This is a genomic window from Asticcacaulis taihuensis (genome assembly GCF_900100255.1).
Classification (GTDB): Bacteria; Pseudomonadota; Alphaproteobacteria; order Caulobacterales; family Caulobacteraceae; genus Asticcacaulis; species Asticcacaulis taihuensis.
This window is the reverse complement of record NZ_FMTS01000001.1, coordinates 927,564-952,558: the sequence shown is the minus strand read 5'-3', so window position 1 is coordinate 952,558 and position 24,995 is coordinate 927,564. Positions and strand designations below refer to the sequence as shown.

At 60.4% G+C, this 24,995-nt stretch carries 22 protein-coding genes; 6 read left to right on the top strand and 16 right to left on the bottom strand.

The features are described from left to right. Positions 1-153 precede the first annotated feature (153 nt). From BLO49_RS04560 to ald, 3 genes are all read right to left on the bottom strand, one after another. On the bottom strand, positions 154-642 hold the full coding sequence (locus tag BLO49_RS04560) for a GNAT family N-acetyltransferase (protein ID WP_090644723.1): 489 nt from the start codon (positions 640-642) through the stop codon (positions 154-156). A 100-nt stretch (positions 643-742) separates the two neighbouring features. Further along, entirely contained in the window at positions 743-2,602 is a 1,860-nt protein-coding gene (locus tag BLO49_RS04555) for an alkaline phosphatase family protein (RefSeq protein ID WP_170828203.1), read from the bottom strand. A 182-nt stretch (positions 2,603-2,784) separates the two neighbouring features. After that, positions 2,785-3,882 carry an alanine dehydrogenase gene (ald, locus tag BLO49_RS04550; protein WP_090644719.1) on the bottom strand — a complete coding sequence of 366 codons (1,098 nt, stop codon included), beginning with the start codon at positions 3,880-3,882 and terminating at the stop codon, positions 2,785-2,787. Between the two features lie 128 nt (positions 3,883-4,010). On the opposite strand from ald, the gene BLO49_RS04545 reads away from it, so the two are divergent. After that, on the top strand, positions 4,011-4,475 hold the full coding sequence (locus BLO49_RS04545) for an Lrp/AsnC family transcriptional regulator (RefSeq protein ID WP_090644717.1): 465 nt from the start codon (positions 4,011-4,013) through the stop codon (positions 4,473-4,475). Here BLO49_RS04545 and BLO49_RS04540 read toward each other — a convergent pair. The 4 genes from BLO49_RS04540 to BLO49_RS04525 form a co-directional block, all read right to left on the bottom strand. After that, on the bottom strand, positions 4,472-4,912 hold the full coding sequence (locus tag BLO49_RS04540) for a periplasmic heavy metal sensor (RefSeq protein WP_090644714.1): 441 nt from the start codon (positions 4,910-4,912) through the stop codon (positions 4,472-4,474). The genes BLO49_RS04545 and BLO49_RS04540 overlap by 4 nt on opposite strands. Position 4,913: 1 nt before the next feature. Beyond that, complete coding sequence (locus BLO49_RS04535; RefSeq protein WP_090644713.1) at positions 4,914-5,213, bottom strand: hypothetical protein; 300 nt, start codon at positions 5,211-5,213, stop codon at positions 4,914-4,916. Next, a complete protein-coding gene (locus tag BLO49_RS04530; RefSeq protein ID WP_139159618.1) occupies positions 5,210-5,803 on the bottom strand; it encodes a sigma-70 family RNA polymerase sigma factor in 594 nt (197 codons plus the stop codon). Before BLO49_RS04530 ends, BLO49_RS04535 begins: the two co-directional genes overlap by 4 nt. 174 nt (positions 5,804-5,977) lie before the next feature. Then, the gene (locus BLO49_RS04525) at positions 5,978-6,175 is read right to left on the bottom strand and encodes a DUF465 domain-containing protein (RefSeq protein WP_090644707.1); all 198 of its coding nucleotides are present in this window, start codon (positions 6,173-6,175) and stop codon (positions 5,978-5,980) included. Between the two features lie 150 nt (positions 6,176-6,325). Between BLO49_RS04525 and BLO49_RS04520 the strand changes: the two genes are divergently transcribed. From BLO49_RS04520 to BLO49_RS18370, 3 genes are all read left to right on the top strand, one after another. Further along, complete coding sequence (locus BLO49_RS04520; protein WP_090644705.1) at positions 6,326-6,922, top strand: UbiX family flavin prenyltransferase; 597 nt, start codon at positions 6,326-6,328, stop codon at positions 6,920-6,922. Continuing rightward, positions 6,915-7,421, top strand: a complete 507-nt coding sequence (locus BLO49_RS04515; RefSeq protein WP_090644702.1) for a TIGR02444 family protein — start codon at positions 6,915-6,917, stop codon at positions 7,419-7,421. Before BLO49_RS04520 ends, BLO49_RS04515 begins: the two co-directional genes overlap by 8 nt. Positions 7,422-7,493: 72 nt before the next feature. Then, positions 7,494-7,910 carry a YdcH family protein gene (locus BLO49_RS18370; RefSeq protein WP_170828202.1) on the top strand — a complete coding sequence of 139 codons (417 nt, stop codon included), beginning with the start codon at positions 7,494-7,496 and terminating at the stop codon, positions 7,908-7,910. Between the two features lie 52 nt (positions 7,911-7,962). On the opposite strand, the gene nagA is transcribed toward BLO49_RS18370, so the two are convergent. From nagA to BLO49_RS04480, 6 genes are all read right to left on the bottom strand, one after another. Then, positions 7,963-9,108, bottom strand: coding sequence for an N-acetylglucosamine-6-phosphate deacetylase (gene nagA / locus BLO49_RS04505; protein ID WP_090644700.1), 1,146 nt, complete (start codon positions 9,106-9,108; stop codon positions 7,963-7,965). After that, entirely contained in the window at positions 9,105-10,166 is a 1,062-nt protein-coding gene (locus BLO49_RS04500; protein WP_090646120.1) for an SIS domain-containing protein, read from the bottom strand. Before BLO49_RS04500 ends, nagA begins: the two co-directional genes overlap by 4 nt. 17 nt (positions 10,167-10,183) lie before the next feature. Continuing rightward, complete coding sequence (locus tag BLO49_RS04495; RefSeq protein ID WP_090646117.1) at positions 10,184-10,924, bottom strand: GntR family transcriptional regulator; 741 nt, start codon at positions 10,922-10,924, stop codon at positions 10,184-10,186. A 50-nt stretch (positions 10,925-10,974) separates the two neighbouring features. Further along, positions 10,975-11,724 carry a copper homeostasis protein CutC gene (locus tag BLO49_RS04490; RefSeq protein ID WP_090646115.1) on the bottom strand — a complete coding sequence of 250 codons (750 nt, stop codon included), beginning with the start codon at positions 11,722-11,724 and terminating at the stop codon, positions 10,975-10,977. A gap of 8 nt (positions 11,725-11,732) precedes the next feature. Continuing rightward, on the bottom strand, positions 11,733-12,641 hold the full coding sequence (locus tag BLO49_RS04485) for a glucosamine kinase nucleotide-binding domain-containing protein (protein ID WP_245678855.1): 909 nt from the start codon (positions 12,639-12,641) through the stop codon (positions 11,733-11,735). A 63-nt stretch (positions 12,642-12,704) separates the two neighbouring features. After that, positions 12,705-14,009 (bottom strand): sugar MFS transporter, encoded by a 1,305-nt coding sequence (locus BLO49_RS04480; RefSeq protein ID WP_090644694.1) that lies wholly within the window; start codon positions 14,007-14,009, stop codon positions 12,705-12,707. Between the two features lie 385 nt (positions 14,010-14,394). On the opposite strand from BLO49_RS04480, the gene BLO49_RS04475 reads away from it, so the two are divergent. Continuing rightward, positions 14,395-17,025 (top strand): TonB-dependent receptor, encoded by a 2,631-nt coding sequence (locus BLO49_RS04475; protein ID WP_090644690.1) that lies wholly within the window; start codon positions 14,395-14,397, stop codon positions 17,023-17,025. A 123-nt stretch (positions 17,026-17,148) separates the two neighbouring features. Continuing rightward, a complete protein-coding gene (locus BLO49_RS04470; protein WP_090644687.1) occupies positions 17,149-19,452 on the top strand; it encodes a beta-N-acetylhexosaminidase in 2,304 nt (767 codons plus the stop codon). Here BLO49_RS04470 and BLO49_RS04465 read toward each other — a convergent pair. From BLO49_RS04465 to BLO49_RS04455, 3 genes are all read right to left on the bottom strand, one after another. Beyond that, positions 19,439-21,160, bottom strand: a complete 1,722-nt coding sequence (locus BLO49_RS04465) for a tetratricopeptide repeat-containing sulfotransferase family protein (protein WP_090644684.1) — start codon at positions 21,158-21,160, stop codon at positions 19,439-19,441. The two genes, BLO49_RS04470 and BLO49_RS04465, sit on opposite strands and share 14 nt — an antisense overlap. A 105-nt stretch (positions 21,161-21,265) precedes the next feature. Then, positions 21,266-23,566, bottom strand: coding sequence for a GH92 family glycosyl hydrolase (locus BLO49_RS04460; protein ID WP_090644681.1), 2,301 nt, complete (start codon positions 23,564-23,566; stop codon positions 21,266-21,268). 19 nt (positions 23,567-23,585) lie between these two features. Further along, a complete protein-coding gene (locus tag BLO49_RS04455; protein ID WP_245678854.1) occupies positions 23,586-24,992 on the bottom strand; it encodes a glycoside hydrolase family 125 protein in 1,407 nt (468 codons plus the stop codon). Between the last annotated feature and the right edge of the window lie 3 nt (positions 24,993-24,995).

Sequence of the window (24,995 nt, the reverse complement as noted above, 5' to 3'; positions counted from 1 at the left end):
TTAGGAGAGGTTAACACAGATGATTCGCCCGCGTAAGTTGTTAAATGAGTGGTAACAGGCTTGTTACAACGAAAAAATTCTCTTTTTTTGCGGGTATAGATAATAAAGGGTAAAGATTAGCGTGTGACCAGCGCTGTCATTCTTCTGCGAATATTAAAGCGTGCGCTGCATCACATAATCGGTAAATTCGTACGGTCCCATCTGCACAGGCACTTCCGCTTCAACCTGAAAGCCCGAACGCAGGTAATAGTTTATCGCCGGTGTATTGTCCTTGTTGACATAGAGCGCCAGTTCGTTCGCCGTGAAATGATCAAGCGCCGCCTCGATCAGGGCCTTGCCGAGACCCAGCCCGCGAAACTCATCACGGACATACAGCTTTTTCAGCCACAGGCGGTCGCCATCAACATAGGCAGAGGCATAGCCCACATCCATCTCATTGACGCGCACGATCCAGAAGACGTGCCCGTGCTCAACCATTTCCCGTTCGAGATTGTCGGTTGCGTAAAGTACGGCCAGCATGGCATCGACCCGATCGGGACCGATGATGTTACGGTAACATTTCGGCCAGATGATCAGGGCCAGTTCGCGTACGATTTCCAGTTCATCCACGTCAATGCGACGTATCCGGACGGTCCGGGCCATAGTTTTCCCCACAAAATCCAAGGCATTTCCAGCCCTTAGGCAGAGACTATGTGGCACAATTCCAGAAACACCAAGAAAAATAATACTGTAATCAAACAGTCTATTTCGTGGACTTTAAGCCCACCACGCGGCCCGGCATTCCGGCAGCGTCGAAATAATGTTCATCGCCCACATTCTGGCCTTCCAGAATGGTAACAAAACCATTGGCGGCCGGCGCAGAGCGGGTCACCTGCGGCGTGCTGCCGATGGTCTGAGGACCGTTGACCAGCGCTTCATCGATGACGCGGCCCTTGAGCGGGCCTTTGGAGGGCAGGTTAAAACCCAGGATGTGGGCCAGTGTCGGGGTGATATCGGCATTGGAGATCGGGGCCGCATCGGCATAACCGGCCTTGAAGTCCGGACCGATGGCGGCCATGAAGTTGCGCGTATTGGCGCGGGTGAAGCCGCCGTGATTGCCCTGGCCCTGCTGGAGATTGGTGTCATTGATCATGACCGAGCACAGTTCGGGCTGCTTCCAAGTTTTCAGGCATGAGGGCAGGACGTAATCAGCGAAACCGACATAGATGGCTGGGCGCGGCGTCAGGGCCGATCCGCGCAGGCCCACCGCGCTCATGGGTAGAGCGCCGGGGATCGGGCCCAATTCGTCATCGACGAACAAGGCCGCCACATAGTCCTGCTGCGTCAGGGCGGCTATGATCTTCGGCGCCAGGGCCTTCGCCTTGGCCGGATCGAGATAGAGCAGTTCCGAACCGCCGGAGCCGACCGCCAGCACGTCAGGATGATCGAGATCGCCGCCCAGTGCCGAGTAATTGTGCGGATGCTCACCGTTTTCCAGTCGGATTGGCGACTTGTAGGCATCGATCAGTGGCAGGTTCAGCGCCCGGCTCAGGTCGATGGCCAGGAAGCCCTCCGGCAGGAAGCCCTTCACTGTATCGTCCGGATAGGATTGCTTCACCGCCCAGGAGGTCTTCGACTGGCGGGCTATGGTCGAGAAACCATGATCGGCGGTGACGAAGATGTCGGTATTGTCGTAGACACCGAGTTCTTTCAGCTTGTCGATCAAAGCTTGCAGGTTATCGGACGCATTGCGCACGGCGGCCAGTGAGGTCGGGCCGTTGATGCCGGGCGAGAGTTTGTTCAGGCTATCGCCGGTATTGTGCTGGGTGCCGTCCGGGTCGCGCGACCAGTAAACCAGGGCGAAGGGCTGACCACTGGCCACAAAGCGCGGCAGGACGACCTTGGTGGTCACGTCGACGAACCATTGCTGCTGATAGATATTGGCCACCTGTACGCCGGGCAGGTTATAGGCACCGGGGGACTGGTTGAGGCCGCGGTCGCGCGCCTCGGTTTCCAGCCCGGCATCCTTGATCGCCTGCATGATCTCAGGTGCGACCGGAATGGGGTGCCCCTTCTCCCAGCGCGTACCGGTCGAGTCGTCGATAAAGATGGTGCTGGCGCCATCGGCGGCGCTGATATCCTGGATCAGGACCGGGCCTTCCTTGCCGATGGCCGCCGTCTGGCAATGGTTCTGACGGGCCAGGGCCAGCAGGCTCATCTCATTGAGATAGTTGTTACCGTCATAAAGGCCATTGGCTTCCTTGAGGATCGCGTCGTTTTCCATGAAGTGAACGGCGCCGGGCTCGTATTTCAATGCCGGCAGGCGCAGGGAATTCGACCATTCGCCGGTATCGCCTATGCCGTGGCCGGTGGCGATGGCCGAGGCATTGGTGGTGGTGACGGTGGGGTAGAGCGAATGCGAATTGCGGAAATCGACGCCGTTTTTCTGGATATTGGCCAGGGTCGGGGCCGTATCGTGATTGACGATGCCGTAGCGCAGGCCATCGGCCACAAAGATGATCACATTGCGCGGCTTGTCGGCGGCGTGAGCCATGCTGCTGATTGCGATGAAGCCAAGAACAGCCAGGCAGACATTGCGGGCAAAACGGCGGGACTTAATCATGGCGGGCTCCTCATAAAACGCTACCGCGTCATAGAACCGTAACCGTGACACTTTGATGTGGAAAGTCCTCTGGTAGCCAAAAAAAGCGTCCGGGAGGGAGGGCATTTCCCGGACGCTTAAGGGCGCCGCCATAGGGCGAAGCGGCACCGAATGATCTTATACGCGCCAGGGGTGCGGCCGGATCAGGCGGCAAACGGCAGGTTGAGCGCCTCGGCCACCGCCTGGTAGGTGATGCGACCGCCGGCGATATTCAGACCCGCCTTGAGGTGCGGATCGGCGGCCAGGGCGGCCGAAATACCCATGCGCGCCATCTTCACCACAAAGGGCAGGGTGGCGTTGTTGAGCGCCAGCGTCGAGGTACGCGCCACGGCGCCCGGCATGTTGGCGACGCAATAATGGACAATACCGTCGACCATGAAGATCGGGTCCTGGTGCGTGGTCGGGTGCGAGGTCTCGAAACAGCCGCCCTGATCGATGGCGATATCGACCAGCACCGCGCCGGGCTTCATGGTCTTGAGCTGAGCCTTTGACACCAGCTTGGGCGCGGCCGCACCGGGGATCAGCACCGCCCCGATCACCAGGTCGGCTTCTTTCAGCGCCTCGGCCAGCGCGGCTTTCGAGGAATAGGCCGTCTTGACCCGGCCGTGGAACATCTGATCGATCTCAATCAGCTTGTGGGCGTTGATATCGAAAATCGTCACATCCGCCGACAGCCCCACCGCCATCTGCGCCGCATTGACGCCGGAAACGCCGCCGCCGATGATCACGACCTTCGCCGGCGCCACGCCGGGCACACCACCCAGCAGGACGCCACGGCCGCCAAAAGCCTTGTGCAGATAGGTGGCGCCGACATGGACCGAAATCCGTCCGGCGACCTCTGACATGGGGCGCAACAGGGGCAGGCCGCCTTGTGGTTCGGTCACGGTCTCATAGGCGATGCAGGTGGCGCCGGAAGCCATCAGGGCCTCGGCCTGGGGCTTGTCGGCAGCCAGGTGCAGATATGTAAAAAGCGTCTGATCGGCTCTCAGACGCTTGCATTCGTTCAGTTGCGGTTCCTTGACCTTGACGATGAGTTCGGCGACGTCAAACGCCTCTTCGGCGGTCATGACGATCTTTGCCCCCGCTGCGCGATAGTCTTCGTCGGAAAAGCCGATGCCGGCCCCGGCTTGCGTTTCGACAAACACCTCATGGCTCTGGTGGGTCAGTTCGGCCACCGAACCGGGGACGAGCCCGACGCGGTATTCGTGGTTCTTGATTTCTCTGGGGACACTGATCTTCATGCTTTCGCTCCCGGTTCCTGTGGTCTTATTTTAGTTTCACTTGTCGTCTATTATGATCCTGTTGAAACGGCATTTTTTTGAAATTTTGTACGTTGATCTGGCAAGTTAGAGGATATATTCTCAATTTCATGGCCAACAGCGATAAATTTTCCGATCTTGATTCCTTCGACCGCGAACTGATCAAGGTCCTGCGCAACGATGCCCGCGCCACCTCCGCCGATCTGGGCGAAGCGGTAGGGCTTTCCCCCTCAGCCGCCCACCGCCGGGTGAAGATCCTGGAACAGAAAGGCGTCATCACCGGCTATCGCGCCGTGATCGCCGAAAACGTCCAGGGCAAGCAGGGGACCGTGTTCGTGCATGTCACGCTCACTGACCAGCGCCGCGAGACCTTCGAAAAGTTCGAGCGCGCGGCCCTGGCCTGCGCCGCCATCGAGGAATGCCACCTGATGTCGGGCGAGGCCGATTATCTGCTGAAAATCGTGCTGCGGGAATCCTTGAGCTATGAGGATGTCCACCGCGATGTGCTTTCGATCATGCCGGGCGTGTCCAAGCTGGCCTCCAGCTTCTCCATCCGCACCGTGAAGATGGGCTAATTTGACGCGTCATCCTCGCTGATCGCCTGAACCACGTCGGCGCGGTCTGCCGGCGGGATTTTGTCGGCGGCATTCAGCAGCATGTCCTGCGCCACCATCTGGGCCTGGTTGCTCTTTTCACGCAGGGCCTCGAAGCGCTTCTGGGCCTCGGCGCGGTTATAATGCGGGCTGGCAATATAGTGTTTCAACTCGCGCCGCGCCTTGCGCACCTCGGTCAGGCGGGCACGCAGCACCGGCCGGGCCTCCGCTAGGCTGGCCTTGACGGCGGCCTGGGTCTGGGGCGGCATTTGCGCGATCTTTTCCTCAGTCAGGATGACGGGTGCGGCCTCATGCCGGGCCATGCGCGACTTGATGAACAGGCCGGCCAGAACCGCGCCCTGAAGGACATTTAAGGCGAGCAAAACAGCGATCAGGGCGCCGGTTTTCCAGTTTTTCATCCTAGCCTCCCAGTCCGGCCATCAGGGCGACGCCCGCGACATCGAGCGACTCGCCGGCGGCAATGCCGATGCCCAGACCCAGCGCCGCGCATCCGGCCAGGGCGGCCAGCTTGTAGCCAATGGCGTATTGCCAGTCGGTAAAGGCGCGCCGCAGGTTTTCCATGGCCACGATATGCCAGGGCTTTTCCTGCGGATGGCTCAGAGCGGTCTGGATCAGGCGGGCGGGCATATCCGGTGCGGGCGGATCGATTTCCCACTTTTGCAGCAGGGATTTCAGTTCGGGGTCAAGCGGGTCTGTCATGGGGTCAGTCTCTGCTTCAGGCCCTTCTTTCCGCGGAAGAGAAGGGCTTCGAGGGCGCTGGTGGTGATGTTCATGATGCGGGCGGCTTCGGCCTGCGAGAACTCTTCGTAATAGACGAGGGTGAGCGCCATCTGCTGCGTGGCCGGCAGGGCGGACATGGCCTGTCTGATGCGGCGGGTTTCGTCGGCCTTGATGCGCAGGTCCTCGCCGGTCGGGGCCGTGTCACGCAGGGCTTCGGCATGGTCATCGAGGTTTTCCGCCGGGGTTTTGCGGCGGCGCAGGCGATCGAGCGCGGCATTGGTGACGATGCGATAGAACCAGGTGCCGAAAGCGCTGCGGGCGGGATCGAAGGCGGCGGCTTTCTGCCAGACCTTGGAAATCGCTTCCTGGGCCACCTCTTCGGCGTCCTCGCGGCTGTGCAGCAGGCGGAAGGCGATGGCATAGGCACGCGTCAGGTGACGGCCAGCCAACTGACGAAAGGCCGCGCTGTCGGCACGCGCCACCTGGGTCATCAGTTGTTCGTCTGTCAGGAGGGTCGTCATCTGTATCGTAAACGGCCCGCCATCCGCCATGTCGAGAAAAACTCTCACCGCTCTACGCCTGTCTCTCCATCTGTTCAAGCTTCCGTACACTGATACGAGAAGCGGGAGCAGAATCCTGCGTTGGTCATTCGGCAAAGAAAAACCTCCGGGATGCCTGATCCCGGAGGTTTTTTCTGCGGTGCCGCTCGAACCTGGCGCCTTCAGAATTCTTCTGTTTAAAGTCTACTGGACGGTTTCCATCACGTCCTGTCGCTGGAGGGTCTTGATGCGTTCAATTTCCTCTTTCAGCTTGAGCTTCTTTCGCTTGAGTTCCTTTAGGTATAGAGAGTCCACGGAGGGGCTTCGTTCTTCGCGGGCAATGATGGATTTGAGGGATTGATGACGGTGGTCGAGTTCACGAACTCTCGCTTCAATGCTCATACGGCAGTATCCTTCAGTCTCTCTGTCCGGACCCCATGTCCGGGCTACTCAGGGAACACCCGTATGCCGGCAATGTGGAATCACAATCCGTTACATCCGATCACGGTAATGAGAGAATTATAGTATAGGATGTGTTAAGCAGTTTTACGCATGACAAATGATAAAATGAAACCCAATCAACGTCTTATTGTCGCCATAAGCGGCGCTTCCGGAGCGGTTTACGGTATCCGCGCGCTGGAAATGCTGAAAGCCGCGGGCATAGAGTCGCACCTGGTGGTGTCCAAGGCGGCGGCCCTGTCGCTGGAGGCCGAAACCGATCTTTCGCTGGGCGATGTGCAGGCGTTGGCGGATGTGGTCTACAAGCCGGCGGATATCGGGGCAGCCATCGCTTCGGGGTCTTTCCGTACGCTCGGCATGTTGATTGCGCCGTGTTCGGTGAAAACGCTAGGCGAGATTACCACGGGGGTCACCTCTTCCCTGGTCAGCCGGGCGGCCGATGTCTGCCTGAAAGAGCGCCGCCGGCTGGTGCTGATGGTGCGGGAAAGCCCGCTGCATCTCGGCCATCTGCGGTCAATGGCGGCGGTAACCGAGATGGGCGCCATTGTCGCGCCGCCCATGCCGGCCTTCTATACCAAACCGAAAAGCCTCGATGACATGGTGCGTCAAAGCGTGGCGCGCAGCCTGGCCCTGTTCGATATCGATGTGCCGATGACGCGCTGGGGCGAGGATATCAGCCTCAATGACTGAAGATGTGTGGTCATGGGTTGTGGCCGCATATGGCGCGCCGGGCGTGGCCGAACAGTGCCTGGAATTGCAGGATGCGCATGACCAGAATGTCCCGTTGCTGCTATGGGCCGCCTGGGCCGCCACGCATGGCCCCGTCAGTGATGTCATGGCGTCTCAAGCTGCCGGGATGGCGCGGGCGTGGTCCGAAGAGGTCATTGTGCCTCTGCGCCGTGTGCGGCGACGGTTGAAGCAGCCTCTTTCGGATGGGGATACGGGGTCTCGTCTTGCCCTGCGGGAGCAGGCGAAGGCGATGGAATTACAGGCGGAGAAGGTTCTGCTGGAGCAGTTGGCGGCCTTGAGTGGTGCGGGCGATCGCCGGTCGGATGATCTTATGCCGGCTGTCATGCTGGATGCCTTGCTTAATGTCGCCTCAGCCTGGTCGGACGACTATCCGGCGGAAAAGCTGGCGCGATTGACGCAGACCCTTTCAGACTGGCAAAAATTGCGCTATAAAGACTGAAAGCGGCGGCTTTTTATGCCCTCTTTTGTCCTTTAGCTTCAACCCCTTAAGCCTGAGAGGAGTCGGCGGCTCATGCACGACGACAGCAATATCCGGACCTTGCGCGGAAAAGACAATCTGCATCTGGTCAAATCGGATGAGCAGACTGGCAAAGGCGATTCGGACAAAGACATCGAGCGCCGGATTGCGCAACGCCTGGAAGGCGAGCACAGCTATATCGGCCTCGTGCCGGAAGAGGCACGGGCTCAAGCCGATGATCTGGAACCGCGCGTGCGCGAACTGCCGATCGATGGCGAGGTTGTAGCCCTGCGTAACGAATGCGCCCTGCTGAAGCAGGAACACAAGGATCTGGATGACTCGATCAGCGCACTGGAAATCGTGCCCCTGCCGGATCAGATATTGATTGCGCGCCTCAAGCGCAAGAAACTGGCCCTGCGCGACCAGATCGCCAAGATCGAAGACAAGATTCGTCCGGATATTATCGCCTGATAAAGGAAAAGCCCCGCAGAGGAGCTTCTCTGTGTGTATTTGCAGGTGACCTTTAAGCCGCCAAGGCTTCTTCCGATTTGGCGCCGATAAAGGTGCCCTTCATTTGCAGATCGCTGTCCATCCAGACGATATCGGCGCGCTGGCCGATCACCAGTGAACCGCGCGAAGTGCCCAGACCCAGGAAATGCGCTGGCGCCGTGGCGGCCATAATAGCGGCCTCACCTGGCGTGCGGCCCAGATGGTTGACCGTGTTGCGCACGGCCGTGGCCATATCGAGATCCGACCCGGCGAGCGTCCCGTCAGGGCCGACGCAGACGCCATCGCGCACGATGATGGTCTGGCCGTTGAGCACGAAGGTCTTGGTATCCGAACCGACCGTCGGCATGGCATCGGTCACCAGCATGAAGCGGTCGAGCGGTCGGGTGCGCATGGCGATGCGCAGGGCGGCCCAGTCGACGTGGTGGCCATCAGCAATGATGCCGGTATAGCTGGTCTGGTCTTCCAGCGCGGCACCGACCACGCCCGGCGCGCGATGCGTAAAGGGCGACATGGCATTGAACAGGTGGGTAAAGCCGGTGATCCCGGCTTTCAGCGCCTCGACCGTGGTTTCATAGGTGGCGTTGGTATGGCCGGCGGCCAGGATAACACCCGCCTGCGCCAGTTCGGCGATATCTTCCGGCGTGCAGTTTTCCGGCGCAAGCGTCACCATCGTCTTGCCGCGCTTCAGGCTCTTGAGCAGAGCCTTCGACTCGGCGTCGAGTGTACGGAACATCTCCGGATTATGGATGCCCTTGCGCTGTGTCGAGATAAACGGCCCCTCGATATGGATGCCGAGTACGCCGGGCACACCCTGGGCGATGGCGTCTTCGGTGGCGCGCATGGCGGCATCGATCACGCTCAGTTCGTCGCTGATCAGGGTGGGCATGAAGGCGGTGGTGCCGTAAGTGCGATGCGCCCTGCCGATAGCGGCGATACCGGCGGCATTGGTCTCGTCATTGAACAGGACGCCACCGCCGCCATTGACCTGGGTGTCGATAAAGCCCGGCAGCAGATAGCCGCCGCCGGCATCGATGATCTCTCCGGCGGGCGCATGATCGCCGATCGCCGTGATGGTTTCGCCTTCACAGGTCAGGGTGCCGGTGATCAGCCGAGCATCTGGCGTGGCGATCCGGGCATTGATAAAGCTGGTCTGGCTCATACGGTTTTCGTGACCTTGTTGAGGTGAGGTGGGGTGTCGGGATCGAGGCCGCGGGCCACGGACAGGCTATTGGCCAGGCAGTAGAAGCTCTGGATTTGCAGGATCGGTTCGAGCGCCGGATGGCTGGCCAGGGCGGGCAGGGGCGTGGTGCCGCTAACGGCTTCGACATTGGCCAGCAGGACCGAGGCGCCGCGCGATGCGAATTCCTGCGCGGCTTCACGCACGCCGTCGCCGGCCACGTCCGAGGTGGCGAAGCCGATGATCGGGAAGCCGTCATTAATAATGGCCATCGGGCCGTGCTTGACCTCGGCCGATGAGAAGGCCTCGGCGTGCAGGGCGCAGGTTTCCTTTAGCTTGAGCGCCGCTTCCTGGGCAACGGCGAAGCCGTAACCACGGCCGATGACGAACAGATTGCGCGCCGATTGCAGAACCGGCAGGGCGGGGGACCAGTCGAGCGACCAGGCGGCATTCAGTTGCGCCGGCAGATCACGCAGACCGTCGGTCAGGGCTTCATCACCCGACCAGGCGGCGACGATGGCGGCCAGGCCACCGAGCGAGGCGATATAGGACTTGGTGGCGGCCACCGATTTTTCCGGTCCGGCGCACAGCGGCAGCAATTCGTCGGCCAAGGCGGCCAGCGGCGAGGTCTCGTCATTGACCAGGGCCACGACATAGGCGCCGGCCTTGCGGTGGGCTTCCACAGTCGCCAGCAGGTCCGGCGAACGGCCTGACTGAGAAATGGCGATGCACAGCGAGTCTTCGGCCACGACCGGTGCGGCATAAATAGAGGAAACCGACATGGCGGCGGTGGAGGTCGGGACGCCCAGATAAGTCTCGATCAGGTACTTGCCGTAGGTCGCGGCGTGATCGGAGGAGCCGCGCGCCACGGTGGTGACCGAGCGCGGCGCATTGGCCTTCAGGTGCGCGCCGAGGCGGGCGAGCGCGGCCTTGTTGTGGGACAGGAAACGCTGGACGGCCGCGCCGCCTTCGGCGGCTTCGGAGAACATCAACGTCTTTTTGGCGTCGAGCGGTGCATGGGCAAGGGGTGGGGAGGGCATCATTATTCCTTGGGGTATCAGCTTATATCGTTGAGTTCCGCGACCACGTCGTAGGCGTCTCCGCGATAATAGGACTGGGTGAATTCGGCGGCGCGGCCATCCTGCAGGAAGCCGCGGCGTTCGATGAAGAGGCCCGGATCGCCGGGCTTGACGCCGAGGCGCTCGGCCTGTTCCGGCAGGAAGGCGACGGCGCGCAGGCGTTGCAGGGCGCGCACCGGGCGGTGGCCGGTCTTTTCCAGCGCGTCATAGAGCGAACTGGTGACGGCTTCCGGCGAGGCCAGGCAATAGCCGGGGATGGTCGAGTATTCGAGCGCCATGGTGGTGTTGTCGGCATAGCGGACACGGTGGAAGCGGTAGACAAGGGCGCCGGGCGACAGGCCCAGCGAAAGGGATTCTTCCGGAGTCACCGCGCCGGCGGATTTCGACACCCATTCCGAATGCGGCTTGCGGCCGCGCGAGATCATGTCTTCCGAAAAGGAGCTGAGCTTGGAGAAGCTCTTTTCGACGCGTGAGGCCACAAAGGTACCGGCGCCGCGACGGCGGGTCAGCAGCCCTTCGGATACCAGGCCGTCGATCGCCTTGCGCACGGTGATGCGTGACACATCGAATTCCTCGGCCAGGTCGCGTTCCGGCGGAATGGCGTCATCCTGATGCAGTTGCCGGCTCTGGATGGCGTCTCGCAGGGCGCGCTGCAATTGCAGGTACAAGGGTGCGGGGTCATCCTTGGCCAGGCGGCCTATGGTTTCGGCAAACGACATGTCAGGCACTTTCGCGGCTGCGTAGGTTTTGGAGCGGGAAGGCGCGTTCATCAGGCATTCCCCCTGGTGGTCAGGATAGATTTCAGGTGCGCCACTGACCGGGCATCGGTATCGCGCATATTGGCACTGACATAGCCGAGCGCGAAGGCGCGGCTGTCGTGCGGCGGGATCGGGGCATTGCACGAGGCATGGATAGCGGAGACACCGGCATCGAGGATGGGGCCGACGTTCTCCGCCGTAATACCCTTGCCAGCGAGAATCTCTATCCGGCCCGCCGCCTGCGCAACAAGTGCCGCCAGACCTTCCACGCCCTCTGCGGCCGTCTGGCCGCCGCCGGAGGTCAGGAGGGTGTCGATGCCCAGAGATATGGCGATTTCCAGCGCGGCGGACAGGTCCGGCACCAGATCGAAACCGCGATGCATGGCGACGGCCAGGCCGTGCGCCTTGGCATGAACCACCAGGCCCTTGAGGGCTGCTTCATCGAGCGCGCCGGAGGTCAGGTTGGCGCCGAGTACAACCCCTTCAAGCCCGCATGAGGCAGCGGCCACGATATCACTGTGCATGATGTGCAGTTCTTCCGCCGTATAGGTAAAATCACCGGCGCGCGGCCGGATCATGGCCCGCGTCGGGCAGCCGCATTCGCCCCCCAGTTTCATGAGGCCAACCGAAGGTGTCAGGCCGCCTTCGGAAAGGGCGGCCACCAGTTCGACACGATCGGCGCCGCTATCGACGGCCGTGCGCAGGCCCGCTGCCGTATCGACCACGACTTCCAGGAGACGGTTGGTAACGGAGTGAGACATGTCGTGCATTATGCAGTCACCGTTTGGGGCAGCCCGTTGCTGACGCCGTGGGCCATCAGGAGCCCGCCTTCCAGGGCATCGTGCTCCGCTTCGGCCAGCAGGGCGCGGGCCTGCGGATTAATCCATGGCTGGAGAATAGGCGCCATGCCGCCGACCAGGCAGACCTTTGTCGCGCCAATGGCGTGCAGGCGGTTGATATAACGCGCCAGGTCATCCGCCGAATGTTGCACCAGAGCGGTGGCCACGGGATCGCCGGCATTGGCGAACGACATGACCATAGGTGCCAGCGTGCCGTAGTCGCGCGGCTTGGCGGTTGTGACCCAATGGACAATTTCAGAAGCGTGACCACCGAAATGCCGGATCACGGCGCGGGTGAAATCGGTATCGGGCGCCAGGCCATCTTGGCCTTCGAGCGCGGCGCGGATGGCTGAGCGGCCGAGATCGGCAGCGGAACCGTTATCGCAGACCTCAAAGCCCCAGCCGCCGATCTGGGTGCCCTTTTGCCCGACCCAGGCATAGGCATTGCTGCCGGTGCCGGAAATCAGAATGCCGCCATCACGACCGGAAAAGGCGCCAAGGCAAGCGGTATGGGCGTCAGAGGAGGCGTCACAGCGGCCGAAGCGCGGGCCGGCCTTGATCGTGCGCTCGGCATCTTCGGCGGAGGCAATGCCGGCGAGGCCGAGACCGATGCTGATCTTGTCCCAGTCACCGGAGGTGCGTCCGGCCTGGACCAGCACATGGTCGAGCGTACCCAGTATGTTGGCCCATACCATGTTCAGTCCCAGGCGAATATTGGCGGGACCGCCCTCGGCCTCGCCCAGCAGATCGCCGGCGGCGTTGCGCACACGGACGCGGCATTTGGTGCCGCCGCCGTCAACACCGGCGAAAAGCTGCAAGCGGGGATCAGAATTTGTCATAAGAGGCAACATAGCATGACTGGCGTTGAGAGACTCGTCAGGTTTTGGTGAGGGGGCGGCTTTTCAGACGTCCGTCGGTGCGTCCACAGGTATTGCCGTGGCCTTGCCCTTGCGCCCGGCAATGACGCCAAATATCAGGATATAGACATAACAAGGGACCATCAGACACAGGAAGACGAGCTGGAAGCCGTACTGGTCCTTGAGATGGGCGAAGAGCTGCGGAATGACCGCACCGCCGATAATGCCCATGACCAGGAAGGCGGCTCCGAACTCGGTGAGTTTGCCCAGGCCGCGGATGCCTAACGGGAAGATGGCCGGCCACATCATGGCGTTGGCGAAGCCGAGTGCAAAGACGAAGGCGACGGAGACATAGTCCTTCGTAAGGTACGCGCCGATGCTGAACAGGATGCCGAGCACGGCCGAGAAGGTTAGGTAGCGTTCCTGGCTGACAAAGCGCGGAATGGCGATCAGTCCGCAGATATAGCCGATCAACATGCCGACCATGGTGTAGCTGGTGAAGAAGATGGTCTTGTCGATCGGCAGATGGAAGCCGTTGCCATAGGTGCCGACGGCATCACCGGCCATGACCTCGACGCCGACATAGAAGAATATGGCCAGGAAACCGAAGAACATCTGCGGCAGCGCGGCCCAGAAGCCCTTGCCGGTGCCGGGATTGGCGTCGTCGCTGATATTGGGCAGGGGCGATTTGTAGACAAGTAAGGCGATCACCGCCAGGAAAGCGCCCATGACCAGATAGGGCAGATGGATGCGGGCAGCGAAGGCATTGAGCAGCAGTTCGCGGGCGGCCGTGGTGGGGGCGGCATCCACCTGGGCCTGCATCTGGCCGATGCCGTTGAGGATCAGGGTGCCGATGACGAAGGGCGCGGCGGCGCCAGCCAGCTTGTTGAAGATGCCCAGGAGTGCGATGCGCTGCGCGCCCGATTCAATGGGGCCAAGCACCGAGATATAGGGGTTCGACGCCGTTTGCAGCAGGGAGAGGCCGGCACCGATGATGAACAGAGAAACGAGCGTCGGCGGGAACATCCGCATGGAGGCGAACTGGCCGAAGCCGGCGGCGCCCACCGCCATCAGCAGAAGGCCGAGCGCCATACCGGCCTTCATGCCGGTCTTGCGCAGGATAAAGGCCGAGGGCAGGGCGAGAAAGAAATAGGAGAGATAGAAGACCGACGGCACCAGGAAGGCTTCGACATCGCTCAAGGAGAAGGCCAGCTTGGAGAAGGTGATCAACGGGCCGTTCAGCCAGGTGACGAAGCCGAAGATGGCAAACAGACCGCAGAACATCAGCACCGCGCCCCAGGGGGTTTTCTCAGGTACGTTTGCGGCGGATGGGCTTCCCGATGTCGGCATGATGTTGTCTCCCCTATAATACCAATTCCTTTAAGTGGTATGGCTGAATTGAATCCAAAATGCAATCGGTCTTCACAAAAATTTGCCATAACTCGTAAATTATACGGAAAATGTGCGATTTTTCAAAAATTATAATACAAAATATGCGATAAATTTGTAACATTTCCGACGCAAGCGCAGCCCAATTTAATATCTGTGCGATTCTAAGTTGACAGTTTTGAGGGACCGGAGATAGCACTTGTGCAGCGTCAGGTATTTTATTGGTGTCATTTGGTATTGTAATGGCTTCCAATTCGGGCCTGTCCAATGAGAAATGCGGCAGTATCAGAATTTAGGGGTTCGCCCTGCCGCGGGCGGCACACTGCATAATAGGGAAGCTACACAGATGAAATTCAAACGTCATATTCTCATGACCAGCGCGGCGGCTACGCTGGCGATTGGTCTTTCCATGGGCGTCCATGCCTATGCCCAGGATTCGGCGGATGGCGCCACGCCGGCTGATGATACAACCGTCGTCGTCACCGGTATCCGCAAGTCGCTGCAATCGGCGCTCAAGCAGAAGCGCAATGCCGATCGCGTGTCGGAAATCATCACGGCTGAAGACATCGGCAAGTTCCCGGACAAGAACGTCGCCGACTCACTGTCGCGCGCCACGGGCGTCAATGTCGTCACCGGTACGGCGGCCGCCGGCGGTTTCGGCGAAAACGAGCACATCTCGATCCGCGGTACCGATCCGAACCTGAACCTGACCCTGCTCGACGGCCATAACATGGCGACCGGTGACTGGTTCGTGCTCGACCAGACGTCCGGCAGCCGTTCGTTCAACTACACCATGCTGCCCTCGGAAGTGGTCGGCACCATTGAAGTGATCAAGGCCTCGTCGGCGGACGTGATCGAAGGCGGCATCGGCGGCACGGTCGATGTCCATGTGCGCAAGCCGCTGGACCTGCCGGCCAATACCATTGCCGCCTCGGCGCAGGGTATGTATTCGACACTGGCCGACAAGTGGAACCCGAATGTTTCGGGCATGTATAGCTGGAAGAACGATTCCCGTACCTTCGGCATTCTGTTTGGCGCCTTCTATGAAAAGCGCGCTTTCCGTCGTGACGGCCAGGAAATCCTCGGCTTTACAGCCACGCCGAACTTCGCCGGCACGGGTCAGACCAAATATATTCCGTCCCTGATCGGTTCGGCCTATTTCACCCAGGAACGTATCCGCCAGGGCGGGAACTTCATGGCTCAGTGGAAGCCGTCCGACAAACTCGAAATCGACTTTTCGGGCCTCTACACCAAATTGCAGGCCGATAACGAAAACCACAACTTCATGATGTGGGGCTCCAAGCTTTCGGCCGTGACCCCTGACGCCTATACCGTCAGCGGCGATTACGTTACCTCGGCAAGCTGGGCGGCCGCGCCGGGCCTGAACGCCATTGTGCAGGATGATATCTTCCGCAAGGCGCACTCCAGCACCTATGACCTGAATGTCGACTTCACCTACAAGGCGACCGACGCCCTGACCATCACCGGTCAGGCCGGCTACACCCACGGCGAAGGCGTGACCGACGATACCGCCGCCTGGGAAACCTATTGGGACAATACCGCCGTCAGCTACCAGCTCGGCAACCCGGTCACGACCGTTCACTACGGCCTGCCGTCCGATCCGACCTCGGCCGCCTATCTGAACAATAAGTATAGCTGGTCCTGGGGCGGCACCATCTCGGCGCCGGATGAAGAATCATACGCCAAGCTCGATGCCGAGTATGACTTTGCCGATGGCGTGCTGAAGACCCTGAAGTTCGGTGTTCGCGCCACCGACCATACCCGCGAACTGAACTACCTGGCCTATGCCTGGCCCGGTAACAGCGCCGGCACGGCCAATCTCGCCTCGGTCTTCGACGGCGGTGTTACGCCTTCGAACTACGCGCATGACCTCGGCCCAATTCCCGGTTACTCCTACGCCAGCGCCGATGCCGTTTATAACTACCTCGACACGCACAATGGCGGCCGTACCTTCGCCTTCTATGCGCCGCAAAGCTTCGCGGTCAGCGAAAAGACGAGCGCGGCCTATGTGATGGCCAAGCTCGGCGGTGAAAAGTGGCGGGCTGATGTCGGCGTCCGTGCGGTCGAGACCAAGGAAGAATCGACCCAGTATTCGGCCAATGCCCCGACGATTACTGTCTCCAACATCTTCGGAAACTGGGGCGCGGTGGTCACCGAAAACGACTATACCGACATCCTGCCCAGCGCCAACTTCACCTACCACGTCAGCGATAATCTGTTGTTGCGTGCCGGTGCCGCAAAGGTCATGACGCGTCCGGCCTATTCGCAACTGGCCGGCTACTTCTACCTGGTCGATGCCACCTATACCGGCGGCGCCGGCGGCAATCCGAACCTCGATCCGTACCGCGCCTGGCAATACAATCTGGCGGCGGAATATTATTACGGCGCGGATTCTCTGGTGTCATTCGGTGTCTTCGATCTGGATATCGGCAACTACATCACCCAGGAGCAGTTCACGCAGTTCTATACCACGCAGCAGACGCCTCAGGGACATGACTTCCTGATGACCGGCCCCGCCAACGGCGGCAAGGCAACCAGCAAGGGGTATGAGTTTAGCTGGCAACAGCCGCTGGCCGATACCGGCGCCGGCTTCATCTTCAACTACACCTATGCCGATTCCAAGGACAAGAGCGGCCAGGCGATTGATGGCAGCTCCAAGCATACCTATAACGCCACCGTCTACTACGAAAACGAGAAGTTCAGCGGCCGCCTGGCCTATAACTTCCGCTCGAAGTTCAAGTCCGGTATCGATCGCGGTTCGGCCATGTGGCAGGACGATTACGGCACGCTCGATGGTTCTTTCAGCTATAACCTGACCGAGAATGTCGCCCTGACCCTGGATGCCCAGAATATCGCCCACGAAAAGCTCTACTACTTCGTCGGCGATCCGAGCATCCCGCGCGCCTACTATGACAACGGCCAGTCCTGGTACGTTGGCGCGCGCATCAAGTACTAAGAAGCCAAGCGGGAGCGGTTCACGCTGCTCCCGCACCTGTTTCCTCCTGAGAGCAAGCTTCCTTAGCGGGGCTTGCTCTTTTTTATGAAGCAGGCAACCTGCGCGATACATCAGGAGAAAACCATGCCATTCGCTTTTCGCAAGGGACTGATCATTTCGGCCTGTTTCGCGGCATTGGCCGCCGCGCCCACCTGGGCGACGCCGGCCCTGACACCAATGCCAGCGCAGATGACCTTGGGGGAAGGAGCTTTTTCGCTCAGCGATGCGACGAAAATCCATGTCCCGGCGGGCGATGCCGAACTGATGAGTGTCGCCACCTGGCTGCGCGATACCTTGAAAGAAACACGAGGCCTGACACTGGAAATCAGTGAAGCCGCGCCGGCCCAAGGCGAACAAGCCATCCGGCTCAACCGTATCCAGACCCTGGTGGCGGAAGACAATGAAGCCTATCATCTGAGCGTCTCAAATGAGGGCGTGACGATCGGTGCCGTCAATCGCGCCGGTGCTTTCTACGGCGCGGTGACCCTGTGGCAACTGGCGACGCCTGATGCCGCCAAAGGGGCAGTGACCTTACCCGCCGTCAGTATTTTCGACACGCCGCGTTTCAGGTGGCGCGGTCTGATGATCGATTCCGTTCGCCATTTCCAATCGGTGGAAGAGATCAAACGGATTATCGACGGCATGGCTTCGCAGAAGTTGAACGTCCTGCAATGGCACCTGACTGATGATCAGGGCTGGCGGCTGGAGATCAGGGCCTATCCCGATCTGACGGGCAAAACCGCCTTCCGTCAGGAAGCCGGTGCGGCGGGTATGGACAGGCAGGGCAAGCCTTTGATGTATGGCGGCTTCTATACGCAGGATCAGGCGCGCGATATCGTGGCCTATGCGCTAGCACGCAATATCACCGTGGTGCCGGAAATCGACGTGCCGGGCCATGCCACAGCCGCCATCACCGCTTATCCGGAACTGGGAACGGAAGGCACGCCACCAAAGCAGGGCCTGTCGGACTGGGGCGTCTATCCCAATCTGTATAACGTCAAGGACAGCACCTTTACCTTTATCGATACGGTGCTTGACGAGGTGATGGATATCTTCCCCAGTGAATATATCCATGTCGGCGGTGATGAAGCGATCAAGCCGCAATGGGAGGCCAGTCCAGAAATTCAGGCGAAGATGAAAGCGCTTGGCCTGAAGAATGAGATGGAATTGCAAAGCTGGTTCATTGGCCGGGTGGGCCAGCACCTGACGGAAAAGGGCCGCCGCCTGATCGGCTGGGATGAGATCCTTGAAGGCGGCATCGCGCCAGATGCCACGGTCATGAGCTGGCGCGGTATCGATGGCGCCGTGGCGGCGGCGAAGCTCGGCCATGATACGGTACTGTCGCCGGCGCCGGTGCTCTATCTCAATCACCGTCAGAGCGGATCATCTGACGAGCCGCCAGGGCGTGGCCAGATCATTACCCTGAAAGATGCCTATGAGTTCAATCCGGCGCCGGACGAGATCGCACCTGAAGCACGAAGGCATATTCTCGGCCTCCAGGGCAATATCTGGACCGAACACGCCCGCACCGATGAGCGCGTCGAGCGCCAGGTGTTTCCGCGCATGGTGGCCTTCGCTGAAATCGGCTGGAGTGCGCCTGATGTGCGGTCGTGGCAGGGCTTCACGGAGCGTTTGCCGGCTGACCTCAACCGGTTGGCCGCATTGGGCATTCGCTACGATCAGGCGCCATTCGATGCGCAATTGTCGCTGACTTCGGCGGGGGCGGCGAAAGTGACGGCTACCTTGAACAAGGTTCTGGAGCTGGGCGAGGTGCATTACGCCACCGGCGGTGATGCGCCCACGGCCAAATCCCCGGTTTATACTGAACCGCTTAACCTGCCGCTCGGCACGAAACTGACGACCCAGACCTTTCTGAACGGCCAGCCGCTGGGACAGCCCAAGAGCTATCTGCTGACCCGGCCGTTGCTGGAAACACGCGTCAGTCAGCAACTGGAAACCTGTGCCGGCAAGCTGGTGCTAAATCTCGAAGACGACAGCACGGATTTCAAGGGCGACCGGGCAATGATCCTGATGGATATCCTCAATCCCTGCTGGATATGGCGCAAGGCCGATACTTCAAAGGGCTTTGAAATCATAGTCCATATCGCCGATTTCCCGTTCAACTTCCAGCTTGGCAATCATCCCGATCCGGTGAAGGTGGATACACCGACCACGCTGGAGGGCGAGTTCAATATCCATCTCGACACCTGCGAAGGTCCGCTTGTGGCAGCCCTGCCGATTGGTAAGGCTATCAGACACGGCGGGCTTGTGGAATTGCGTGGGCAAGTGCCAGCCGTGGCAGGTTTACACGATCTCTGCCTGACCTTCGCGCAAAAGGCGCCGCCGGTTCAGTGGGCATTGAAGGATATCCGCTTCAGCCCGAAATAGGCGCCTCATATCCCAGCGCTTCAATCACAGGTCCGATCCGATCCATGTAGGGGGCGAAATAGCGGGCATAAGGCTTCCAGCGACCTATCGAACGGTCATTGAGCGGTTTTGACACCTGCGCATAGGAAGGCGTGGGGGCGTGACGCGGGTTGGCATGGAAGCGCAGGGTCGCTTCATGGAAGCCAAGGCCGATATGGCCCAGCACACGCAGGGTATGGCCTTTCTGGTCGGCGATGAAATCCTCGTATTTCAGGTCGAGCGTCGGTTGCCCCAGAGCGGTGTCATAGTGCGTATTGAGATCGTGCATCGCCACCATATGGGTGATGATCGTCTCCAGCCGGTAACCTGAATTGTAGCCATGCGTGAGGTTATGCGAGAGCATGGAGATGGCAACATCAAGCGGATGGCGTATCACGCGGATGACGGTCGCCTGCGGGAAGGCCAGCCGGATCAGTGGCAGGTGGACGTCATTAAGCGGCATCTTGTCGGTGAAGAAACGCTTGTTTTCGTCCAGGAGGCCGTAGGTTTCCGCACGGCCGAGATAATAGTCACGCAGCAGGCCGGGAATATGGCGGAAGTCGGCGGCAACGGTCTGCGCCAGGGCTTGCGGAAACGACTGGTCGCCGGGCAGCAGGCCGGCAACCAGTTTCTGCCATTCATGGACAAATGGCAGTTCCCCGCCTGCGCTCACATCGGGATGGCTGCTGAGCATCTGCTCGATCAGGGTGGTGCCTGAGCGGGGGAAGCCGAGAATGAAGATTGGTTGCGGCCGGTCCGGCCGCACGGTCGCTTTCGGAAGCCGCAGCATCGTATCTGCCGTGAAGGTGGTTTTCAGCGCGGCAAATTCAGCCGTTACTTTCGCCGCGTCATAACGCACGCCCATGTCCTGGGCCAGACGTGCCTTAGCTATGACAAAACCCTGCATGGCTTCATCATGGCGGCCCAGCTTGTCGAGTAATACCGCGCGTTCCAGCAGGGCCGGGGCGCCTGGCTTATCGTTCGACAGGTCAATCAGTTCCAGCGCCTGCTGCGGCTGGTCGGCATTGCGCAGGTAGAGCGCGCGCAAAAGAGTGAAATCTTCACCGGTCTTTTTTCCCAGTGCTTCGGCGCGCTCCAGCCAGATATAGGCATCGGCCATGTCGCGTCTGGCCTCATGGGCGCGGGAAATATGCGCCATGATCTGCGCTGAATCCGGCTGAAGGCGATGGGCCTCCATGAGCGCCAGCAAGGCTTCATCAATCCGGCCCTGGTTGTAAAAGGACAGGCCGAGATTAACGAGGATCTGCGGATGTGGGCCGGCCAGTTCGAGAGCGCGGCGATTGTGATATTCGGCGGCGGGCAGGTCGTCCTTTTCACCGAGAATAACAGCCAGTTGCAAGTGTGCCTGCGGGTCTTCAGGCCGGGCGATCAGGGCGGCGCGGGCGGCGGTCTCGGTCTCGGCTTTTCGTCCCTGAGAATGCAACAGGTGCGTCAGGTCATTCAGTGCCCACTCGCTGGCCGGATCGTAAGCGATAGCCTGCCGCATGGTGGTTTCGGCGGCTCGAAAATCCTTGCGGGCGGACTGGATAACCGCCTTTAGCTCCAGTGCGTCGCCATCGTCTGGCGCTTCATTCAGACGCATCCCGCACAGACTGAGCGCACCGGAAAAATCACCGGCCTGAAATGCCTGTCGGCCCTTTAGCACAAGCGGATGGGGCGATGCGGTCAAGAGAACTCCATGCGGCACTAGCCTGCAACCTGTAGGCAGATTCTCCTTTTTTCTCAAGGGCGGCTCGCCATTCCCTTTTAGTTTGAGATGTAAAGGTATTCCGGCTCAACTAAACTGAAATGACGGTGGCCGGTCGGTGATATCGAACCCGAAGGCTGGATTGGGCTTATCCGACATCACGAATACCAGTTCGCCGCCCTGCATCAACTCGGCATGGCTGATCCATGACCGCGACCAGGGACGGCCCTGCCAGGTGACGCTTTCGATATAGGGTTTCGTTTCCGTGCCCTCGGCGCGAATGGTCAGCGTGCGCCCCGCCGGCAGGTGAACGCGCGCCTGTGGAAACAGCGGCGAGCCAAACACATAGACTCCGCCGACCGGATCGACCGGATAAAAGCCCAGCGCAGACAGGATATACCAGGCGCTCATCTGGCCGCAGTCCTCATTGCCAGCCATGCCGTCCGGCGCGGCGCGATACTGGGTTTTCAGAATCTCGCGGATGCGTGCCTGGGTTTTGTAATGCGCGCCGCAATAGGCATAAAGATAGGCGATGTGGTGACTGGGTTCATTGCCATGGACATATTGCCCTATCATGCCGGTCATATCGGGCGGGGCGTCGGGCGGCAGGTCGGAGGGCGCGTTGAACAGGGCATCGAGCTTGGCCTCGAAGGCCGCGTCTCCACCGAACAGGCCGATATGGCCGTAGAGATCGTGCTGGTTCAGGAAGGTCGCCTGCCAGGCATTGCTTTCGGTATAGTCCCACCAGCGCTTGGAGTCGTGGCCCATGCTGCGCGGATCGAAGGGCAGGGCCCACTGGCCACTCATCAGGCGCGGGCGGCAGAACTGCGTTTTCGAGTCGAAGACATTGCGGTAATTGCGCGAGCGTTCCCTTAAAATAGCCGCGCTCATATAGTCGCCGGCGGCCTGGGCCATGTGCGACATGGCCCAGTCGTCATAGGCATATTCCAGCGTCTTGGAGACGGATTCACCCTCAAGGTCGCACGGGATGTAGCCAAAGCCGCGGTAGGCGTTCAGGCCGGGTGTATTGCGGCCAAAAGCCAACTGGCGATAAAGCGCCCAGGCGCGTTTGGCATCGACGGGCAGACCCTTGTGAATAGCCTCGGCGATGACCACGGCCGAATGCCAGCCGATCATGCAGAAGGTCTCCACACCTTGCAGGGGCCAGATCACCGGGCCGGACGGGCTTTGTTCGCCCTGTTCGATCAGGTTCTGCGCGAAGGCGGCGGCGTGTGGCGGATCGATGATCGTCAGCAGGGGGTGCAGAGCGCGGTAGGTGTCCCACAGGCTGTAGGTGCTGAAATTGGCCTTGCCCGGTTCAAGCTGGTGTACCTGCTTGTCCATGCCGCGGTATCGGCCGTCGGCATCGCAGAACAGGGTGGGCGCCAGTTGGGCATGATAGAGCGCGGTGTAGAAGGCGGTGCGCTGGCCGATATCCTCGGTGGTGATCTCGATGGGCGACAGATGCGTGTCCCATTGCGCGGCAGCCTGGCCGGACATGGCCTCGAAATCGAAGCCCAGCCCATCCTCATCCAGGTTTTTCAGAGCGCCGGCGATGTCGACCGCCGATAGCCCGACCTTGACCAGAAGCGGTCCTTTTAACCCGTGTCCGAAATGCAGAGCCACCTTCAGCGATTGGCCCTGATAGGTGGTGGCGCCGGTGATCTCGGTGTCGTCCTTGTAGAAGGTCATCGACGCCGCCGGCTGCGACAGCTTCATGGCGAAGTGGATATAACGTCCCTGCGCCCACTGCCGGACCTGGCGTGAACCGACCAGCACCTGATTTTCGCGGAGCTCGATAGAGGAAGCGATGATCTTTGTGGCGCTGCCGTCGTAATTGCGGAAGCCGTGCGCCCAATCGATCAAAAGGTGGGCGTCCTTGCCTTCGGGAAAGGTGTAGCGATGCAGGCCGGCACGCGCCGAGGCGGTCAGTTCGGCGCGGATGCCGCTTTCCGGCAGGACAAGGCTGTAATAGCCGGGGCGGGAGTGTTCCTGATCGTGGCTCATCGCCGTGCGGTAACTGCCTTCAGGATCAGCGAGCGTCCCCGGCTTGATACGTACCTCGCCAATGGCCGGCACCACCAGCAGGTCGAGCATATCGGAAGCGCCGGTGCCGGAGAGGTGGGTGTGCGAGAAACCCAGCAGAGTCTTGTCGTCGTAATAATAGCCCGAGCAGGCATCCCAGCGGGCATTATCGGTATCTGGTGAGAGCTGGATCATGCCGAAGGGCACACTGGCGCCTGGATAGACATGGCCATGGCCGCCGGTACCGATCATCGGATTGACGAACTGGCTGTAGCCCACTGTTTGCGCGGCGGCCAGGCGAGGCATGGCCACGGCGAGACCGGAAGCGGCGGCGGAAGCCAGTAATGAACGACGCGACAGCATTAATCCCCCGAAAGCGCACTTACATCAGTTTCGACTTGCGGCGGGTAATGTCAAGCACCAGTTCGCCAAACAGGGTATTGGCCCAGGCGAACCACGGCCGGGTAAACTTCGTCGGGTCGTCCTTATGGAAGCTTTCGTGCATGAAGCCGGTATCGGCGGTGGTGGCTTTCAGGGTGTTGATCGAGGCAGTGATCTCCACTTCATCGTCGCTGGTCAGGGCGCGCATGATCAGCGACATTGGCCAGATCATGTCCATGCCTATATGCGGCCCGCCAATGCCTTCCGCCGCCCTGCCCTTGAAAAAGTAGGGATTGGCGTCGCTCCAGACGGCGGCGCGGGTGGTCTGATAGAGCGGATCGGTCTTCTCGCAGATATCGAGATAGGGCAGCCCCAGCAGGCTCGGCACATTGGCGTCATCCATGAACAGCGTATTGCCGAAACCGTCGGCCTCATAGGCCCAGACGATTGTGCCGTCCGGGAGACGGTGCTTGCCATATTGCGCGGCGGCCGTGCCGATTTCGTTGGCCAGGTCGCTGCATTCGGCGCGGAAGGTGGCATCGAAACCGAGGCCGGACATTTCGGCCAGTTGGCGCAGGGAAACGGCGGCGAACAGGTTAGACGGGATCAGGAAGGGCAGGACGCAGGCGTCATCCGAAGGCCTGAAGCCGGAATGGATCAGCCCGACCTTCTTCGTCGGCGCGCCATAGCCATTCAGCGGCATCATTTCGTTCGAGGAGGTCGCCTTGCGCATAAAGCGATAGGGACCGGGATCGGTTTTGCGCTGTTGAGTTTTGAAAGTGGTCACAACCGTCTGCATCGCCTGGCGCCATTCGGCATCGAAGGGCGCGGTATCGCCAGTGGCCTTCCAGTAGCCGTGCGCCAGGCGGATGGGATAACAGAGAGAGTCTATCTCCCACTTGCGCTCGGCGACGCCCGGTTTCATCTCGGTATCGTCTTCTTGAGACCACTCCAGGTTCGATTTCGCCGCCGGATCGCGCATGAAGGCGTTGGCGTAAGGGTCGATCAGGATGCAGCGTGCCTGCCTGCCGATCAGCCCCTGGAACAACTGGGTCAGGGCCTTGTCCCTGGAGGCATAGGGCAGGTAGGGCCAAACCTGGGCGGAGGAATCACGCAGCCATATGGCGTCGATATCGCCGGTGATGATGAAGGTATCCGGTTTCCCGTTAATGACCGATGTGGTGACGGTGGTGTCGAGCGTATTTGGGAAGCAGGTTTCAAACAGAGCGGCGAGTGACTTGTCCTTCAGTTTCTTTTTCGTCTGGGTGATGACCTGCTCGATGGCCGGGCTGACGAACTTGCGCTCACCGATCGGCGGCCGGCCGGACCTTGCAGTATCGGCCTTCGCGCCACCAGAGGCCATAATAGCGGCCAGGGTTACGAGCATTTCACGCTTGCTGAGTTTCACGTC

Excerpts from the sequence above, each read along its gene's own strand:
- BLO49_RS04545 (WP_090644717.1), top strand. The coding sequence starts at position 4,011 with ATGGCCAACAGCGATAAATTTTCCGATCTTGATTCCTTCGACCGCGAA.
- BLO49_RS04480 (WP_090644694.1), bottom strand. The coding sequence starts at position 14,009 with ATGCCGACATCGGGAAGCCCATCCGCCGCAAACGTACCTGAGAAAACC.
- BLO49_RS04475 (WP_090644690.1), top strand. The coding sequence starts at position 14,395 with ATGAAATTCAAACGTCATATTCTCATGACCAGCGCGGCGGCTACGCTG.
- BLO49_RS04525 (WP_090644707.1), bottom strand. The coding sequence starts at position 6,175 with ATGAGCATTGAAGCGAGAGTTCGTGAACTCGACCACCGTCATCAATCC.
- BLO49_RS04535 (WP_090644713.1), bottom strand. The coding sequence starts at position 5,213 with ATGACAGACCCGCTTGACCCCGAACTGAAATCCCTGCTGCAAAAGTGG.
- BLO49_RS04500 (WP_090646120.1), bottom strand. The coding sequence starts at position 10,166 with ATGCCCTCCCCACCCCTTGCCCATGCACCGCTCGACGCCAAAAAGACG.
- BLO49_RS04555 (WP_170828203.1), bottom strand. The coding sequence starts at position 2,602 with ATGATTAAGTCCCGCCGTTTTGCCCGCAATGTCTGCCTGGCTGTTCTT.
- BLO49_RS04560 (WP_090644723.1), bottom strand. The coding sequence starts at position 642 with ATGGCCCGGACCGTCCGGATACGTCGCATTGACGTGGATGAACTGGAA.
- ald (WP_090644719.1), bottom strand. The coding sequence starts at position 3,882 with ATGAAGATCAGTGTCCCCAGAGAAATCAAGAACCACGAATACCGCGTC.
- BLO49_RS04495 (WP_090646117.1), bottom strand. The coding sequence starts at position 10,924 with ATGTCGTTTGCCGAAACCATAGGCCGCCTGGCCAAGGATGACCCCGCA.
- BLO49_RS04540 (WP_090644714.1), bottom strand. The coding sequence starts at position 4,912 with ATGAAAAACTGGAAAACCGGCGCCCTGATCGCTGTTTTGCTCGCCTTA.
- BLO49_RS04470 (WP_090644687.1), top strand. The coding sequence starts at position 17,149 with ATGCCATTCGCTTTTCGCAAGGGACTGATCATTTCGGCCTGTTTCGCG.
- BLO49_RS04485 (WP_245678855.1), bottom strand. The coding sequence starts at position 12,641 with ATGACAAATTCTGATCCCCGCTTGCAGCTTTTCGCCGGTGTTGACGGC.
- BLO49_RS04490 (WP_090646115.1), bottom strand. The coding sequence starts at position 11,724 with ATGTCTCACTCCGTTACCAACCGTCTCCTGGAAGTCGTGGTCGATACG.
- BLO49_RS04520 (WP_090644705.1), top strand. The coding sequence starts at position 6,326 with ATGACAAATGATAAAATGAAACCCAATCAACGTCTTATTGTCGCCATA.
- BLO49_RS18370 (WP_170828202.1), top strand. The coding sequence starts at position 7,494 with ATGCACGACGACAGCAATATCCGGACCTTGCGCGGAAAAGACAATCTG.
- nagA (WP_090644700.1), bottom strand. The coding sequence starts at position 9,108 with ATGAGCCAGACCAGCTTTATCAATGCCCGGATCGCCACGCCAGATGCT.
- BLO49_RS04460 (WP_090644681.1), bottom strand. The coding sequence starts at position 23,566 with ATGCTGTCGCGTCGTTCATTACTGGCTTCCGCCGCCGCTTCCGGTCTC.
- BLO49_RS04515 (WP_090644702.1), top strand. The coding sequence starts at position 6,915 with ATGACTGAAGATGTGTGGTCATGGGTTGTGGCCGCATATGGCGCGCCG.